The following is a 16,123-nucleotide window of genomic DNA, read 5'->3' as shown; positions in this document are numbered from 1 at the left end:
CGCAGGCGCCGGACGGGCGCCGATGACCTGCACCCTCGCACGGAAGACGATTCTCATGTCCGACACCCTCACCGACACCACCGGACCCGCGCTCAACGGGACCGACGCCGACGAGAAGACGGCCGGGGACGCCGCGTCGCACGGTCGCCACCGGGGTGGCTCCGCCGCGAACGACACCCCTGGGTCGGACCCGCACGGCCGCCACCGCGCGGCCGGCGCCCAGGGCTGAGTCCAGGGCCGGCCCCGGAGCCGGTCCGAAAGGATCAACCGCACACTGCGTCAACTGCACATCGCGAGGGCCCGCCGGGGCACACACCCGGCGGGCCCTCGCACGTCACCGGTCCGACCGGTCCAGCGAGACCACCGTCCGCAGCGCCTCGCCGCTGAGCATCTGCTCGATGGCCCGGTTCACGTCGGCGAGCCCGACCCGGTGGGTGATCATGCCGTCGAGGTCGATCCGCCCGGCCCGCCACAGGTCGACGACGAGGCCGATGGTGCGCGCCACCGGCGCCCCGCCGTACAGCGAGGGCAGCAGCCGCTTCTCGTTGAAGAACAGTTCCCCCATGGTGAACCGGGCGAGGTCGTCCTGGGCGCCGGCGCCGATGACGACGACCGCGCCGCCGCGCCGGGCCGCGTCGTAGCCGGCCCTGACGGTGGCCGCCCGGCCGACCGCTTCGAAGACGTAGTCGAAGCCGCCGCCGGGCAGCCCCTTGGCGAAGGGCTTGAGTTCCTCGGGGGCGAGCGCCTCGGTGGCGCCGAAGGCGAGCGCCCGTTCGCGGCGCGAGGCGACCGGGTCGACGACGGTGATCCGGGCGGCGCCGCAGACCCGGGCGCCCTGGACGGCGGCCACACCGACCCCGCCCGCGCCGATCACCGCGACCGAGGAACCGGGCTCGACCCGGGCGGTGTTGACGGCGGCGCCGATGCCGGTGGTGACGCCGCAGCCGATGAGTGCGGCGGCCTCGTACGGCAGGTCGGCCGGCACCTTGATCACGGCGTCGGCGGTGACCACCACCTCCTCGGCGAACGCGCCGGTGCCGTAGAACCCGGAGGCCTCGGTGCCGTCGTCGGCCAGCCGGAAGCCGGGCGCGCCGAGCCGTCGCAGGCTGGCGACGCACAGGTGGCCGCGGCCCTGCTCGCAGTGGGCGCAGCGGCCGCAGGGGGCCATCCAGCAGAGCACCACGCGGTCCCCGGGCTGGACGCCGGTCACGCCCTCGCCGACCTCGACGACGTCGCCGGCGCCCTCGTGCCCGGGGACGAACGGTGCGGGCTGCGGCAGCACGCCGCTCATCGCGGAGAGGTCCGAGTGGCACAGGCTGGCAGCGCGCATCCGGACCCGTACGGTGCCCGGTCCGAAGCCGACCGCCGTGACGTCCGCGCGGACGTCGAGGGTGTCCTGGCCGGTCTTGTGCAGGACGGCTGCGCGCATGGGGCTGCTCCCGGTGTGCCTCGGGTCATGGGTCGGGGCGATTCTGGCACGGCCCTCGGCGGCCGACTAGAACGCGTTCCAGAACGGTCGTGCGGGCGGTGCCGTGCGGGCGGAGCGGGAGGGGGCGGCTGGTGCGGCGCTACCGTCGAGTAGGGTCCCGAGCACGTCCCGTCCGTCGTCCGAGCCCGAGGAGCACCGCATGTCCGACCTGCTGGAGGGCGCCCGACCGGCGCCGGAGGTACTGGCGGCGTTCGAAGCGGCCACCGGGTTCATGCCGGTGGACGAGGGCCTCGCGCTGTACGCGGCGGCGGTGGCGGCGGCCCGGCGCACCGGGCTGCCGGTGCTGGAGATCGGCACCTACTGCGGGCGCTCGGCCGTGCTGCTGGCCGCCGCGGCCCGGGAGGCCGGGACGGTGGCGCTGACGGTGGACCACCACCGCGGCTCGGAGGAGCAGCAGCCGGGCTGGGAGTACCACGACCCGACCCTGGTGGACCCCGAGGTCGGGCGGATGGACACCCTGCCCCGGTTCCGCCGCACCCTGCACGCGGCCGGGCTGGAGGAGCACGTGGTGGCACTGGTCGGCCGCTCGCCGCAGATCGCCGCGCTGTGGGGCCGGCCGCTGGCCCTGGTCTTCATCGACGGCGGGCACACCGACGAGCACGCCACCGGTGACTACGAGGGTTGGGCGCCGCACCTGGCGCCGGAGGGCCTGCTGGTGGTGCACGACGTGTTCCCGGATCCGGCGGACGGCGGCCAGGCCCCGTACCGGGTGTACCTGCGGGCGCTGGCCGAGGGCTTCGAGGAGGTCTCGGTGACCGGCTCGCTGCGGGTCCTGCGCCGGACCGCCGCGTAGGGAAGGACCGCCACCCGACGGACCGGGCAGCCGCGGGATCGCCCCCACGGCCCGGCCCGGATGCTCTAACGTCGTGCCGGGACCGTCGGGCGGAGCCCGAACGGTACGGTGTCCGCGCGGCTCCAGGCAGTGCGCGGAACCACGCACGGCACCAGGCGGAGCACAGGGCATCGGCGGACGGTGGGGGCTAGCGGCACATGACGGACCAGCACAACACCGCTCCGGCGGTCTGGGACCCGACCGCGCGCGGCGGCGCCGGCGGCTGGGTGCGCAATCCGCAGCGCCCGGACGCCGAGTCCGCCCCCGCCACACCCCCCGCACCCCCCACCGCGGGCGCGGTCGGCGACCAGGGCCCGCCGCTGGGCGGCCGCCCGTACCTGTCCACCGCCCCGGGCTTCGGCCCGCCGCCGGACATGTCGGCGCCGGAGCCCGGACCGGCCGCTGGCCCCGGGGCGCCGACCACGGCCCTCCCCCGGATCACCCCGCCGCCGGACGCGCCGCCGACGGCCGCGCCGTTCCCCTCCCACGCGACCCCGCAGGAGCGGGGCCCCCAGGGCGGACCGCTCCCCGGCCCGGGGTACGTCTACCCGCCGCCGCCCCAGGCCGGCCCGTACCCGCAGGGCGACCCGCAGGCCCCGCACCCGCAGGGCGGCTACGGCTACCCCCCGCCCCCGCCCCCGTACCCGGCCCAGCCGGCCCAGCCGGACTACCCGACCGCCCACCCCGGCGGGCGCGCGGACGACGAGGACCGCCCGGCCAACCGCAAGGCCCCGCTGCTGATCGGCTTCGCGGTGCTGCTGGTGCTCGCGGTCGGCGGCGGCCTGCTGTACGCGACCCAGGGCGGCGGCAAGAACGACCAGGCCGCGCCCGCCCCTTCGGCCGCCACCGCGACCGGCTCCGGCAATCCGCAGCCCGCCCCGGCACCCAGCGGTACGGACGCCGCGCCGAGCGGCGCCGCCACGCCCACCGACTCGCCCTCCCCGAGCGCGACCACCGCCGGCCCCGACGCCAAGGCCCAGGCGCAGGCCCTGGACGCGCTGCTGACCGAGGGCGGGAACGCCAGGACGCAGATAGGCAACGCGGTCGCCAAGGTGTCCAGTTGCCCCGCGAAGGCCGACATCGACAGCGCGGTGCAGGTCTTCGACAGCGGCGCCAAGCAGCGCGACGGCCTGCTGGCCAAGCTCGCCAAGCTGAGCGTCACCGACCTGCCGGGCGGCGCGGACGCGGTGAACTCCCTCAAGTCCGCCTGGCAGCTGTCCGCCGACATCGACCGGGCGTACGCGAGCTGGGGCCGCGCGGTCGCCACCCAGGGCTGCTCCGGCACCGCGCCCTCCACCGCGGACAAGAAGCACGCGGACGAGCTCAACCCGCAGGCCACCCAGGCGAAGAACGACTTCCTCACCAAGTGGAAGCCGATCGCCACGACGTACGGTCTCACCTCGCCCACCTCGGACAGGATCTGAACCACCCGTGACCGGCCCGACCTCCCGCACCCCCCGCCGTTCCGCCCTGCTGCGCGCCGCCACCGCGGTGGCCGTGGCCGTTCCGCTCTGCACGGCGGGCTGGTTGGGGTGGCACGCCCTGGACGACTCCGGCCCGGTGGGCGCCGCGACCTCCGCCTCGCCCGCCGCCCAGTCCACCGCGGCCCGGTCCACCACCGCGGAGCCCGCCCAGCCGACCCGGCCCACCACCCGGGCCCCGGCCGTCCCGGAGGCCCCGCCGACCAGCGGCGCCCCCACCGGCAGTACCCCCACCGGCGGCACCCCGCAGAGCCCGGCCGCCGACCTCACCGGCCGCACCGTCGTGATCGACCCCGGCCACAACCCCGGCAACTTCGCCCACCCCACCGAGATCAACCGCCAGGTGGACGTCGGCAACGGCCACAAGGAGTGCGACACCACCGGCACCGAGACCGACGCGGGCTACACCGAGGCCGACTACACCCTGGACGTCAGCCGCAGGGCCCGGGCCCTGCTGACCGCCCGGGGCGCCAAGGTGGTGCTGGTCCAGGACGGCGACCGCCCCTGGGGCCCGTGCGTCGACGAGCGCGCCCGGGCGGGCGCGGACGCGCACGCCGACGTGGCGGTCTCGGTGCACGGCGACGGCGGCCCGGCGAGCGGCAGCGGTTTCCACGTGATCATGCCCGCCAAGGTGGTGGCCGGTAAGGCGGACAACTCGGCGATCGTCGAACCCTCGCACCGGCTGGGCCTGCTGCTGCGCGACCGCTTCCACACCGCGACCGGCGAACCGTACGCCGACTACATCGCGAACGACGGCCTGGACACCCGCTCCGACCTGGGCGGCCTCAACCTCTCCGCGGTTCCCAAGGTGTTCATCGAGTGCGGTAACATGCGCAACTCCGCGGACGCCCGACGGATGACGGACCCTCAGTGGCGCCAGCAGGCCGCCCAGGGGATCGCCGATGCGCTGGCGGCCTTCCTGACCACTCACTGAGTCGGCTGGGCAAGGGAGTTGGGGCGTACGAGCCCGGTGGACGACACCCCACCGCGGTCGCACGGTTTGCAACGACTTCGACCCATTGCCGAGCCCGCCGTGCACCGGCGGGACGGTTGGGCCTAGGCTTCTGGTCCGTTCGGGAGTTTCGGCCGGTCGGCCCGACCGCACGAAGCACCGTCCACGACACGTCAACGAGGGGAACGTAAGTGAATCTGCGCGCTCTCACCAGGGGAGACGCCGCCGTCGCAGGCGGGGCCGTCCTGCTTTTCATCGCCTCCTTCCTGCCCTACTGGACCGTCGACTGCAGCGGCCGGTACTGCGGGAACACCTCGCAGAACGCGTGGAGCACCGAGCTGTTCCCCATCCTGCCCTCGATCTACCTGCTGGGCATCGCCGCCGCCGCACTGATCCTGGTGCAGCGCTTCCAGGGCCCGGCCGCCGCCAACCGCCAGGTGCTCGGCCTGCGGCTGGACCAGTGGGGCATCGCGTTCGCCGTGGCGGCGCTGTGGACCTCGCTCTGGTCGCTGGGCGGCGGCCCGTCCGCCGGCAGCATCAGCCACGGCTTCGGCGCCTGGCTCGGCCTGATCTCGCTGATCGTGCTGGCGGGCGCGGCCGCGGCCGCCCCGCTGGTGCCGGCACTGAAGGCCCCGCTGGTCAGCGACCGCCCGGCGGCCGTCCCCTACCAGGGCGGCTACCCGATGCCGGGTCAGCCCGGTCAGCCCGGCCCCGGCCAGTACGGCTACCCGGGCCAGGCCCACGACCCGGCCTTCGGCGCCCAGCCGGCCGGTGGCTACGGCTACCCGGCCGCCGGCCAGCCGCAGCCCGGCCAGCCGGTGCAGCCGCAGGACGCCGGTGTCCCGGCCCCGCAGCCGACCCCGGCCGTCCAGCAGCCGGCGGCGCCGGCGGCGGACTTCCAGCCGTTCTGGTTCGCCGTCCCGTCCCCGCGCCAGCTGGCGCCGAAGGACAACCCGGTCGGCGCCCCGGTCGGCGAGGTCGTGCCGGGCACCTGGTACCTGGCCGTCGAGCAGCGCGGCGCGGCCCTGGTCGCCCAGCTGCCGGACGGCACCCAGGGCGTGCTGGCCGACACCGCGGGCATCCAGCGCGGCTGACGTCTGCCGCACACGACGAAGGGGCGGGACCGGTGATCCGGTTCCGCCCCTTCGTCATGCCTCCGCAGGCCCCTCCGCGGACCCGCTCAGCAGCAGTCCTGGACCACCAGTCCGGCGGGCAGCTGCTCCCCGCCGAACACCGCGACGGTCGCAGGGTCCCCGCCGAGCGCGGCCACCGCGAGGAGCAGCGCCCCGGCCGTCCAGGTGGTGCGCTCCTCGGGCCAGATCGCGTCGTCCTCGAAGACGTACCCGGTCCAGTACGAGCCGTCCTCGTGCCGCAGGTGCCGCTGGATCCAGCGCAGGATCTCCACCGCGCGGTCGGACTGGCCGATCGCCCAGAGCGCGAGGGCCAGTTCGGCGCTCTCGCCGCCGGTCACCCACGGGCGGTCGCTGACGCAGCGCACGCCGAGGCCGGGGACGACGAAGCGCTCCCAGTCCCGCTCGATCCGCTGCACCGCCGCGTCGCCGCGCAGGCCGGTCCCGAGCACCGGGTAGTACCAGTCCATCGAGTAGCGGCCCTTGTCGAGGAACCGCTCGGGGTGGTGGGCGACGGCGTGCCGCAGCCGACCGGCCGCGAGCTCCCAGTCGGGCTGCGGCTCCTCCAGGTAGTCGGCGACGGCCAGCCCGCAGCGCAGCGCGTGCAGGATGCTGGACGAGCCGGTGAGCAGCGCCTCGTCGGTGGCGGCACCCTCCTCGTCGACCCGCCAGGCGATCGGGCCGCCGGGCAGCCGCAGGCCGACGATGAAGTCCAGCGCCCGCCGGACCACCGGCCAGATCCACTCCAGGAAGGCGTCGTCGCCGGTGCTGAGGTGGTGGTGCCAGACCCCGACCGCGATGTAGGCGCAGAAGTTGCTCTCCTTGGCGCGGTCGGTGACCTCGCCGTCGGTGTACCCGGCGTACCAGGAGCCGTCCGGGTTCTGCCGGGCGGCCAGCCAGCGGTAGGCGGCCTCGGCGGCGGCGTGCTCGCCGGCGGTGTCGAGGGCCATCGCGGCCTCGGTGTGGTCCCACGGGTCGAGGTGGTGTCCGGCGAACCAGGGGATGGCGCCGTCGGGGCGCTGCTCGGCCAGGATGCTGCGGACGGTGTCGGCCGCCTGCTCGGCGTCCAGCACCCCGTCGAGCAGCAGCACCTCGGGGACGGCGGCGGTCATGCGCCCGCCCGACCGGACTCGGCGCGGTGCGGCTTGGCGGCGTACGCCACGAAGCTCTTGCCGATGAGCGGGTTGAGCGCCTTCTCGGCGGCCTTGGTGATCGAGCTGATCACCGGGGTGCCGACGATGTCCCAGACCAGCAGCTGGTGGTACGCCTTGACCGGCAGCGCCTTGTCGTTGTCGACGCCGACGGCGCACTTGATCCACCAGTACGGCGAGTGCAGCGCGTGCGCGTGGTGGGTGCCGTACGGCTCCAGGCCGGCGTCCTTGAGCTTGCCGACCAGCTCGTCGCCCCGGTAGATCCGGATGTGGCCGCCCTCGACCTCGTGGTACTCGTCGGACAGCGCCCAGCAGATCTTCTCCGGCAGCCAGCGCGGCACGGTCACGGCGAGCAGGCCGCCCGGCTTGAGGACCCGGAACATCTCGTTGAGCACGCCCTTGTCATCGGGTATGTGCTCCATCACCTCGGAGATGATGATCTTGTCGAAGTAGTCGTCCTCGAACGGCAGCGCCAGCGCGTTGCCCTCCATCGCGACCGCCGACGCGCCCTCGGGGGCCTCGCCGGCCAGCTCCATCGCGGCGAACCACTTCTTGACCTCGGCGATCTCCTCGGCGTTCTGGTCGAGGGCGATCACATTGGCGCCGCGGCGGTAGCACTCGAACGCGTGCCGGCCCCCGCCGCAGCCCAGGTCGAGCACCCGGTCGCCGGGGGCGAGCGGGAAGCGCGAGAAATCGACGGTCAGCACTGCAGGGCTCCCATTCCTATTGCTACCAAGCGGTCCTGACGCTTCGTCAGACCATTTCGTCAGGTCAACGCTCCGCCGGTCCGGCGCCTCGGCGCCGGGCTCGGGGCGCGTACCGCCGAGTTCGGCGGACGAACCGCCGCGCTCGGGATACGCACCGCCGGGCTCGGAGCACGTACCGCCGGCTCGGCGGACGCACCGCCGGGCTCAGGGCACGTACCGCCAGCCCGGCCCGGAGCGGGCCCGGGCGCCGGCGCCGGTGGCGATCGCCGCGCGGTACGCCTCGGCGGTCAGCTCGGCGGCCCGCGCCCAGGTGAACCGGGCCAGCACCCGCTCCCGGCCGGCCGCGCCGAGGGCCGCGCGCAACTCCGGGTCGTCCAGCAGCCGGCCGAGCGCGGCGGCCAGCGCGTCCGCCTCCCCCGGCGGCACCGCCAGGCAGGTCTCGCCGTCCGGCCCGGCCACCTCGGGGATCGCCCCGCCGGTGGTCGCGACCAGCGGGGTGCCGGTGGCCATCGCCTCGGCGGCGGGCAGCGAGAAGCCCTCGTACAGCGACGGGACGCAGGCCACCTCGGCCGAGCGGTAGAGGTCGACCAGCTCCCGGTCGCTCAGGCCGGTGCGGAACTCGATGTGCTCCGCCAGTCCGAAGCGGCGCACCGCCTCGGCCACCGGCCCGTCCTCCTTCTGCGGCTTGCCGACCACCACCAGGTGGGCGTCCCGCTCGGTACGGACCTTGGCCAGCGCCTCGACCAGGAACACCAGGCCCTTGAGCGGCACGTCCGCGCTGGAGGTGGTGACGATCCGGCCGGGGACCCGCCCGATCTCCTCGGAGGGCGACCAGAGCCGGGTGTCGGCGCCGATCGGCACCACCGAGATCGCGGCCGGGGCGGCGCCCAGGTGCTCCGCGATCTCGCGCTGCGAGGTGCCGGAGACGGTGATCACGTGGTCCAGCCGGGCCGCGACCCGGCGCTGCATCCGGGTGAAGGCGTACCAGCGGCGCAGCGAGAGCCGCTTGCCCCGGGTGGTGGCCGCGTCCAGCTCCAACTGCCGGTCCACGGTGATCGGGTGGTGGATCGTGGTGACCAGCGGGAAGCCGTGCCGGGCCAGACCGAGCAGTCCGTAGCCGAGGGTCTGGTTGTCGTGCACCACGTCGTAGCGGCCCTTGTGCCGGGCCAGGTACCGGCGGGCGCGCAGCGAGAAGGTGAGCGGCTCGGGGAAGCCACCGGTGCGCATGGTGGCGAACTCCAGCACGTCCACCGGCCCGCGGAACTCGCCGCGGGCGGGCGTGCGGAACGGGTCGTCGGCGCGGTAGAGGTCCAGGCTGGGCAGCTCCACCAGGCGGACCGAGCCGGGGCCGTCGACCTCGTCCAGCACGGGGTAGGGCTGGGCCCCGATCACGTCCACGTGGTGGCCGAGCCGGGCCAGCTCGCGGGAGAGGTGCCGGACGTACACGCCCTGACCGCCGCAGAACGGGTCCCCGCGGTATGACAGCAGGGCAATCCGCAGCGGCTGCGCGGTCATCCTCGGCCCTCATCTCTGGCTGCTATCGGTGCGAGCGGCGCCAACGGTGGTGCCGGTCGCTAAAGTAGATCAGGTTTCAGTGGCTGTGGAACTCGTCATCGACCGTGTGAACAATGAGAGACCTCGAAGATACCGGCCCGTAGCTTTCGCTCAGGAGCCAGGGCTGGTGATTCCCGCCACGCCGGGCCCGACCGACCGCGACCGACCGCCGGAAGCTTCGGGTCGACCTTTCTGGAGCACGCCGCCACCCACGCGCCCCCGGGAGCACCCTTGCCGTCGCCGACCACGTCCGTGAGCCCCGCCTCCCCCGCCCCGGGCGAGCCGACGCTGTCCGCGCGCCAGGCCGAGCGACGCCGGCGCATCCTGCGCGCCGCCACCGCGCTGGCCGCCCGGGGCGGGTACGAGGCGGTGCAGATGCGGGAGGTCGCGGAGAGCGCGCAGGTCGCCCTCGGGACGCTGTACCGGTACTTCCCGTCCAAGGTCCACCTGCTGGTCGCGGTCATGCTGGAGCAGCTCCAGGGGCTCCAGGAGCACATCCGGCGGCACCCGCCGACCGACCCGGAGCCGGCCCTGCGGGTCGCCGACGCCCTCACCCGGGCCTTCCACGCGCTGCAGCGCGAGCCGCTGCTGGCCGAGGCGATGGTCCGGGCGCTCAGCTTCGCGGACCGCTCGGTCGGCACCGAGGTGGACCAGGTCAGCGCCGCCACCGGACAGCTCATCCTGGACGCGATCGGGCAGTCCGGCCCGCCCAGCGACAGCCAGCGCGCGGCCGTCCGGGTGATCGAGCACACCTGGCACTCGGCGCTGGTCGCCTGGCTCTCCGGGCGCGCCTCGATCGCCGAGGTCCGGGCCGACCTGCACACCGCCGCCCGGCTGCTCACCCTGCCCTGAGCCCTCAGGACCCGAGGCCGGTCCCGCCCCGGCCCCGCCCCCATCCCGCCCCCCGATCCGGCCCGGCGGGGCCCGGCCGACGGGCCGATTACTGGAACCTGTTCCTGCTCCGGCCCGCTCCCGCCGACCCGCCCGCCGCGACCCGGCGGTTAGAGTCGACGGGTCGCACAACTCCATCCCGCTCCTCCCCCGGGGAAAGCCGGTGCGAATCCGGCGCTGACCCGCAACCGTGAACCCGGCCGCGCCCCCGCGCGCCGGGCGAGCCGGAGCACCCGGGGAGGGACGAGCGGCGAGCCGGACGCCCCGCGCGCCCGGCACCCGTCGAGGACTACGGACGGCCCGCCCGGGCCCCCACCGCTCACCGAAAGGCACACCCGCACCATGCCGACCGCCGCCCGCCTGGGTGCCGCCACCCTGTCCGCCGCGCTGCTGGCCGGCCTCGCCGCCGGACCGGCCCTCGCCGACACCGCCCCGCCCGCCACCCCGGACGGCCTGTACGGCAAGAGCGACCCGACGTACGACGGCGTCTGGCGGCAGTCCCTCGCGCTCACCGCGCTGACGGCGGCCAAGATCACCCCCGCCGACTCCGCCGTCGGCTGGCTCACCGGGCAGCAGTGCGAGGACGGCGGCTGGCCCTCCTACCGGGCCGCCGGCGCCGCCTGCGACCCCAAGTCCGAGGACAGCAACGCCACCGCCGTCGCCGTCCAGGCCCTGGTCGCCCTCGGCGGGCACCAGCCCGCCGTCGACAAGGGCGTCCAGTGGCTCAAGGCCAACCAGAACGCCGACGGCAGCTGGCCCTACAACCCCGGCAACCCCGGCGACGCCAACTCCACCGGGCTGGTCGTCAACGCCCTGTTCGCCGCCCGCACCGACCCGGCCGGCGTCGCCAGGCCCGGCAACGGCGGCGCGGCCGGCAAGAACGCCTTCGACGGCCTCGCCCGCTTCCAGCTCGGCTGCACCGCCCCCGCCGACCAGCGCGGCGCCTTCGCCTACCAGCCCGACCCGGCCGCCGGCACCCTCACCCCCAACACCCTGGCCAGCGCCCAGGCCGCCCTCGCCGCCGCCGGCGGACACCTGCCGGTCGTCGGCTCGGTGCGCGCCGACGCCACCGCCGCGCCGCTCACCTGCGCCGACGGCTCCGCGCCCGCCACCATCCCGCACGCCGAGGCCGGCGAGGCCGTCGGCGCCTACCTCGCCACCCAGCTCGAAACCGGCGACGGCCACCTCACCCTCACCATGCCGGGCGCCGACCCCAAGCCCGACTACACCGCCACCGCCTGGGCCGCCCTCGCCCTCACCCAGAGCGGCCACCCCGACCAGGCCACCGGCGCCGTCGACTGGCTGGACGCCCAGGGCTCCACCTGGACCAAGAACGGCACCGACGCGGCCGCCACCGCCACCCTCCTCCTGGTCTCCCAGGCCGCCCACCGCAGCGACACCGCCCTCACCGAGCAGCTCACCGCGCTCGGCCCCGCCCCCAAGGCCAGCGCCGCCACCACGGACGCCGTCCCGGCGAAGAAGAAGGACGGGGGCTTCGGCAAGGTCTGGCTGATCATCGTCGGCGCCCTCATCGGCATCGGCGGCGGCCTGCTCCTCAGCCTCCAGCGCAAGCGCAACCCCAACCTCTGATGGGGCGCCTCCCCCCCGCCCTACGTCCCGGACCGGGCCTGGACCCCGGTGGCGTGACCCGCCGCCCCGCGCGGCGCGCGGTGGCCGCCGTGCTGCTGCCGCTGCTCGGGGTGCTGGTGCCGCTGGCCTCCGCGGCGCCCGCCGAGGCGGCCGGGTACCGGTACTGGTCGTTCTGGCGCGGGGGCGGCGGCGGGGCGTGGGCGTACCAGCAGCAGGGGCCGGCGGTCGCCGTGCCGCCGGACGGCTCGGTGGACGGGTGGCGGTTCGCCGTCAGCCCGGACGGCGGGCAGGACGCCGCCAAGCCGCGTGCGGCGGCCCGGTTCGACGAGATCTGCGCCGCCACGCCCGCCCAGGACGGCCGCAAGCGGGTCGCCGTGGTGCTGGACTTCGGGACGGCCGAGGACGCCGGGGCATCCGCCGCGCAGCCGCCCGGGCAGCGGACCGCCTGCGCCACGCTCGCCCCGCGCGCCACCTCGGCCGAGGCGCTGGCCGCCGTCGCCCCGCCGCTGCGCTACGACTCCAACGGCCTGCTGTGCGCCATCGCCGGCTACCCCGAGGCGGGCTGCGGCGACCAGATCGGCGCACCCGCCGCCGCCCGGCCGGACGGCGCGAAGGGCCCGAAGGGCTCGTCCGACGGTGGCCCGGACATCGGCCTGGTCGCCGGCGGCGCGCTGGTCGTCGTCCTCGCCGGTGGCGCCGTCTGGCAGGCGCGCCGCCGCCGTCACTCCTAACCCGTTCCAGGACAGATCCGTGAACAGCCCCGCCCGTAGCACCCGCCCACCCGTCGGCCCGCGCCAACTGCACCCCGGCGCCTGGTGGCTGTGGGCGCTCGGGCTGGGCGCGGCGGCGACCCGCACCACCAATCCGGTGATCCTGCTGCTGCTCGCCGCGACCGCCGGGTACGTGGTCGCGGCGCGCCGCGGCGATGCGCCCTGGTCGCGTTCGTACGGGGCGTTCCTGCGCCTCGGCCTGCTGGTGCTCGGCGTCCGGCTGGTCTTCGCGGTGCTGCTGGGTTCGCCGATCCCCGGCACCCATGTGCTGTTCACCCTGCCCGAAGTCCCGCTGCCCGTCTGGGCGCAGGGGGTGCGGATCGGTGGGCGGGTGACGCTCGAAGGGCTGCTCGCGGCGCTGTACGACGGCCTGCGGCTGGCCACCCTGCTGGTCTGCGTCGGTGCCGCCAACTCGCTGGCCAGCCCGGCCCGGCTGCTGCGGGCCCTGCCGGGCGCGCTCTACGAGGCGGGCGTGGCCGTGGTGGTGGCGATGACCTTCGCGCCGAACCTGGTCGCCGACGTCCGCCGGCTGCGCGCCGCCCGGCGGCTGCGGGGCCGTACCGACAAGGGCGTCGCGGCCGTGCTGAGCGTCGGACTCCCCGTCCTGGAGGGCGCGTTGGAGCGGTCGATCGCACTGGCGGCGGCGATGGACACCCGCGGATTCGGCCGCACCGCCGACGTCCCGCGCCGGCTGGCCCGGGCCACCGCCGCGCTCACCCTGGCCGGACTGCTCGGAGTCTGCCTGGCCGCGTACGGACTGCTGACCGCCGGGGGCGCCGGCTGGGCGCTGCCGGTGCTGCTGCTCGGCCTGGCCGCCGCCTTCGCCGGACTGCTGCTCGGTAACCGACGGGCCGTCAGATCCCGCTACCGGCCTGATCCTTGGGCAGTTCCCGAGTGGCTGACCGCCGGTTCCGGAGCCGCCGTGGCCGCCCTCGTCACCTACCTCGCCGCGCGGGATCCCGCCGCCTTCGCCCCCACCGTCGTCCCGCCGACCGTCCCCGCGCTGCCGCTGGCCGCCGTCCTGGCCGTACTCCTCGGCCTGGTACCGGCGTTCGCCGCCCCGACCCCGCCCCGGAGGGCCTCGTGATCACCTTCGAGCAGGTCTCCGTCCGGTACGCGGACTCCGCCGAACCCGTACTGAACGGGGTCGACCTCACCGTCCCCGAGGGTGAGCTCTGCCTGCTGGTGGGCCCGTCGGGCTCCGGCAAGTCCACCCTGCTGGGCACGGTCAGCGGGCTGGTGCCGCACTTCACCGGCGGGGTGCTGCACGGCCGGGTCACCGTCGGCGGCCGGGACACCCGCGAGCACCGGCCGCGCGAACTCGCCGACCTGGTCGGCACGGTGGGCCAGGACCCGCTGGCGCACTTCGTCACCGACACCGTCGAGGACGAACTCGCCTACGGCATGGAGTCCCTGGGCCTGCCGGGCGACGTCATGCGGCGCCGGGTCGAGGAGACCCTCGACCTGCTCGGCCTCGCCGACCTGCGTGACCGCGCCCTCGGCTCGCTCTCCGGCGGCCAGCAGCAGCGCGTCGCCATCGGCTCGGTGCTCACCGTGCACCCGCGCGTACTGGTCCTGGACGAGCCCACCTCGGCCCTCGACCCGGGCGCGGCCGAGGAGGTACTGGCCGTACTGCAGCGGCTGGTGCACGACCTGGGCACCACCGTGCTGATGGCCGAGCACCGGCTGGAGCGGGTCGTCCAGTACGCCGACCAGGTGCTGCTGCTCACCCCGGGCGGGGACCCGGTGCTCGGCGAACCGGCCGAGGTGATGGCCCACTCCCCGGTGCACCCGCCGGTGGTCGGACTCGGCCGGCTCGCGGGCTGGCGGCCGTTGCCGCTGTCCGTCCGCGACGCCCGGCGCAAGGCCGCACCGCTGCGCACCGAGTTGGACGGGCGGGCGCCGGCCGCCGTCGCCGCCCCCGACGGCGCACCGATCGCCACCGGCGACCGCCTCGCCGTCCGGCGCGGCCCCGTCCACGCCCTGCGCGGGGTCGACCTCGCGCTGCGCCCCGGCGAGATCGCCGCCCTGATGGGCCGCAACGGCGCCGGCAAGTCCACCCTGCTCGGCAGCCTGGTCGGCCTGCACGCCCCCGCCTCCGGCACCGTCACCGTCGGCGGCCGCACCCCGCACCGCACCCGCCCGGCCGAACTGATCCGCCACGTCGGCCTCGTCCCCCAGGACCCGCGCGACCTGCTGTACGGCGAGAGCGTCACCGCCGAGTGCGCCGCGGCCGACTCGGACGCGGGCGCCGCCGCCGGCACCTGCCGCGCCCTGGTCGAACGCCTGCTGCCCGGCATCGCCGACACCGCCCACCCCCGCGACCTCTCCGAGGGCCAGCGGCTCACCCTCGCCCTCGCCGTCGTCCTCACCGCCCGGCCCCCGCTGCTGCTCCTGGACGAGCCGACCCGCGGCCTGGACTACGCCGCCAAGGCCCGGCTGGTCGAGATCCTGCGCACGCTGGCGACGGAGGGGCACGCCGTCCTGCTGGCCACCCATGACGTCGAGCTGGCCGCCGAACTCGCCCACCGCACCCTGATCCTGGCCGAGGGGGAGATCGTCGCGGACGGCCCGACGGCGGAGGTGGTGGTCTCCTCCCCGGCCTTCGCGCCGCAGGTCGCCAAGGTGCTGGCGCCGGGGCCGTGGCTCACCGTCCGGCAGGTCGCGGAGGCGATGGGCGCATGAGCAGCCGTCCCGTTCCGCTCGGCCGTCGATCCGTCACGGCCCTGCTGCTGGTGTCGTTCGTCGGCGTGACGGCCTTCGGCTGGCCGCTGCTCGCCTCCACCGAGTCGGCCCTGGTCGGCCACTCCGCCGACGCGCCCTGGCTGTTCGCGCTGCTGCTGCCACTGCTGCTGGCAGTGGTCATCGCCCAGATCTCCGAGGGCCGTACGGCGGGCGGCGGCGCACCCGGACTGGACGCCAAGTCCGTGGCCCTGCTGGGGGTGCTGGCGGCCGCCGGTGCGGCGCTCCGTCCGCTGGGCGCGGGCACGGCGGGCTTGGAGCCGATGTTCTTCCTGATGGTGCTGTCCGGGCGGGTGCTGGGCCCCGGCTTCGGTTTCGTCCTCGGCTCGCTGTCGATGTTCGCGTCCGCGCTGCTCACCGGCGGGGTCGGGCCGTGGCTGCCGTTCCAGATGCTCGCCATGGGCTGGGTCTGCCTCGGCGCGGGGCTGCTGCCGGGGTCGGCCACCTTGCGCGGGCGCCGTGAACTGCTGCTGCTGGCGGGGTACGGCGCCGTTTCCTCCGTCCTGTACGGCACGATCATGAACCTCCAGGGCTGGCCGTACATCGGCGGGCTGGCCGGCTCCATCTCCTTCGTCCCCGGCGACCCGCTGCCCGCCAACCTGGTCCGGTTCACCGCCTACTGCCTGACCACGTCCCTGGGCTGGGACCTCCCCCGGGCCGCCCTCACCGTCGTGCTGTGCCTCACCCTCGGCACCCCGGTGCTGCGCGCCCTGCGCCGCACCACCCGCCGGGCGGCCTTCGACGTGCCCGTCGACTTCCGACCGCCGCCGGCCGGGTGAACCCGCCGCGCCACCCCCCGCCTGGTCCGCGACTACGAAGCCCTGCCCGGGAGCC

General features: G+C 75.8%; 15 protein-coding genes. 11 read left to right on the top strand and 4 right to left on the bottom strand.

Features of this window, described 5'->3' with window-relative positions:
- Positions 1 to 55: 55 nt before the first annotated feature.
- Positions 56 to 229, top strand: coding sequence for a hypothetical protein (locus ACZ7BZ_RS08945; RefSeq protein ID WP_470357769.1), 174 nt, complete (start codon positions 56 to 58; stop codon positions 227 to 229).
- A 105-nt stretch (positions 230 to 334) separates the two neighbouring features.
- On the opposite strand, the gene ACZ7BZ_RS08940 is transcribed toward ACZ7BZ_RS08945, so the two are convergent.
- Positions 335 to 1,429 (bottom strand): alcohol dehydrogenase catalytic domain-containing protein, encoded by a 1,095-nt coding sequence (locus ACZ7BZ_RS08940; protein ID WP_470357768.1) that lies wholly within the window; start codon positions 1,427 to 1,429, stop codon positions 335 to 337.
- A 199-nt stretch (positions 1,430 to 1,628) separates the two neighbouring features.
- On the opposite strand from ACZ7BZ_RS08940, the gene ACZ7BZ_RS08935 reads away from it, so the two are divergent.
- From ACZ7BZ_RS08935 to ACZ7BZ_RS08920, 4 genes are all read left to right on the top strand, one after another.
- Positions 1,629 to 2,282, top strand: coding sequence for a class I SAM-dependent methyltransferase (locus tag ACZ7BZ_RS08935; protein ID WP_270147209.1), 654 nt, complete (start codon positions 1,629 to 1,631; stop codon positions 2,280 to 2,282).
- Positions 2,283 to 2,479: 197 nt separating this feature from the next.
- Complete coding sequence (locus tag ACZ7BZ_RS08930) at positions 2,480 to 3,745, top strand: hypothetical protein (RefSeq protein WP_470357767.1); 1,266 nt, start codon at positions 2,480 to 2,482, stop codon at positions 3,743 to 3,745.
- A gap of 7 nt (positions 3,746 to 3,752) precedes the next feature.
- Positions 3,753 to 4,736 carry an N-acetylmuramoyl-L-alanine amidase gene (locus tag ACZ7BZ_RS08925; protein ID WP_470357766.1) on the top strand — a complete coding sequence of 328 codons (984 nt, stop codon included), beginning with the start codon at positions 3,753 to 3,755 and terminating at the stop codon, positions 4,734 to 4,736.
- A 209-nt stretch (positions 4,737 to 4,945) separates the two neighbouring features.
- Complete coding sequence (locus ACZ7BZ_RS08920; RefSeq protein ID WP_380455279.1) at positions 4,946 to 5,848, top strand: hypothetical protein; 903 nt, start codon at positions 4,946 to 4,948, stop codon at positions 5,846 to 5,848.
- 86 nt (positions 5,849 to 5,934) lie between these two features.
- Here the strand turns inward: ACZ7BZ_RS08920 and ACZ7BZ_RS08915 are convergent, their stop codons facing one another.
- The 3 genes from ACZ7BZ_RS08915 to ACZ7BZ_RS08905 form a co-directional block, all read right to left on the bottom strand.
- Positions 5,935 to 6,996 (bottom strand): prenyltransferase/squalene oxidase repeat-containing protein, encoded by a 1,062-nt coding sequence (locus ACZ7BZ_RS08915; protein ID WP_470357765.1) that lies wholly within the window; start codon positions 6,994 to 6,996, stop codon positions 5,935 to 5,937.
- A complete protein-coding gene (locus tag ACZ7BZ_RS08910) occupies positions 6,993 to 7,742 on the bottom strand; it encodes a class I SAM-dependent methyltransferase (RefSeq protein ID WP_380455283.1) in 750 nt (249 codons plus the stop codon). Before ACZ7BZ_RS08910 ends, ACZ7BZ_RS08915 begins: the two co-directional genes overlap by 4 nt.
- A gap of 204 nt (positions 7,743 to 7,946) precedes the next feature.
- Entirely contained in the window at positions 7,947 to 9,257 is a 1,311-nt protein-coding gene (locus ACZ7BZ_RS08905; RefSeq protein ID WP_470357764.1) for a glycosyltransferase family 4 protein, read from the bottom strand.
- Between the two features lie 270 nt (positions 9,258 to 9,527).
- Here ACZ7BZ_RS08905 and ACZ7BZ_RS08900 point away from each other — a divergent pair, with 270 nt between their 5' ends.
- The 6 genes from ACZ7BZ_RS08900 (at position 9,528) to ACZ7BZ_RS08875 (ending at position 16,068) form a co-directional block, all read left to right on the top strand.
- On the top strand, positions 9,528 to 10,148 hold the full coding sequence (locus tag ACZ7BZ_RS08900; RefSeq protein ID WP_470357763.1) for a TetR family transcriptional regulator: 621 nt from the start codon (positions 9,528 to 9,530) through the stop codon (positions 10,146 to 10,148).
- Between the two features lie 381 nt (positions 10,149 to 10,529).
- Positions 10,530 to 11,777, top strand: coding sequence for a prenyltransferase/squalene oxidase repeat-containing protein (locus tag ACZ7BZ_RS08895; RefSeq protein ID WP_470357762.1), 1,248 nt, complete (start codon positions 10,530 to 10,532; stop codon positions 11,775 to 11,777).
- A gap of 53 nt (positions 11,778 to 11,830) precedes the next feature.
- On the top strand, positions 11,831 to 12,508 hold the full coding sequence (locus ACZ7BZ_RS08890; protein ID WP_470357761.1) for an SCO2322 family protein: 678 nt from the start codon (positions 11,831 to 11,833) through the stop codon (positions 12,506 to 12,508).
- A 19-nt stretch (positions 12,509 to 12,527) separates the two neighbouring features.
- Positions 12,528 to 13,634 carry a CbiQ family ECF transporter T component gene (locus ACZ7BZ_RS08885; protein WP_470357760.1) on the top strand — a complete coding sequence of 369 codons (1,107 nt, stop codon included), beginning with the start codon at positions 12,528 to 12,530 and terminating at the stop codon, positions 13,632 to 13,634.
- Entirely contained in the window at positions 13,631 to 15,232 is a 1,602-nt protein-coding gene (locus tag ACZ7BZ_RS08880; protein WP_470357759.1) for an ABC transporter ATP-binding protein, read from the top strand. Before ACZ7BZ_RS08885 ends, ACZ7BZ_RS08880 begins: the two co-directional genes overlap by 4 nt.
- Positions 15,229 to 16,068 (top strand): ECF transporter S component, encoded by an 840-nt coding sequence (locus ACZ7BZ_RS08875; protein WP_470357758.1) that lies wholly within the window; start codon positions 15,229 to 15,231, stop codon positions 16,066 to 16,068. The genes ACZ7BZ_RS08880 and ACZ7BZ_RS08875 overlap by 4 nt, the downstream gene beginning before the upstream one ends.
- Positions 16,069 to 16,123: the final 55 nt, after the last annotated feature.

It is taken from the genome of Kitasatospora sp. NPDC036934 (assembly GCF_055608425.1).
This window is presented reverse-complemented; position numbering and strand designations above follow the sequence as displayed.

Excerpts from the sequence above, each read along its gene's own strand:
- ACZ7BZ_RS08945 (WP_470357769.1), top strand. The coding sequence starts at position 56 with ATGTCCGACACCCTCACCGACACCACCGGACCCGCGCTCAACGGGACC.
- ACZ7BZ_RS08940 (WP_470357768.1), bottom strand. The coding sequence starts at position 1,429 with ATGCGCGCAGCCGTCCTGCACAAGACCGGCCAGGACACCCTCGACGTC.
- ACZ7BZ_RS08935 (WP_270147209.1), top strand. The coding sequence starts at position 1,629 with ATGTCCGACCTGCTGGAGGGCGCCCGACCGGCGCCGGAGGTACTGGCG.
- ACZ7BZ_RS08930 (WP_470357767.1), top strand. The coding sequence starts at position 2,480 with ATGACGGACCAGCACAACACCGCTCCGGCGGTCTGGGACCCGACCGCG.
- ACZ7BZ_RS08915 (WP_470357765.1), bottom strand. The coding sequence starts at position 6,996 with ATGACCGCCGCCGTCCCCGAGGTGCTGCTGCTCGACGGGGTGCTGGAC.
- ACZ7BZ_RS08905 (WP_470357764.1), bottom strand. The coding sequence starts at position 9,257 with ATGACCGCGCAGCCGCTGCGGATTGCCCTGCTGTCATACCGCGGGGAC.
- ACZ7BZ_RS08895 (WP_470357762.1), top strand. The coding sequence starts at position 10,530 with ATGCCGACCGCCGCCCGCCTGGGTGCCGCCACCCTGTCCGCCGCGCTG.
- ACZ7BZ_RS08875 (WP_470357758.1), top strand. The coding sequence starts at position 15,229 with ATGAGCAGCCGTCCCGTTCCGCTCGGCCGTCGATCCGTCACGGCCCTG.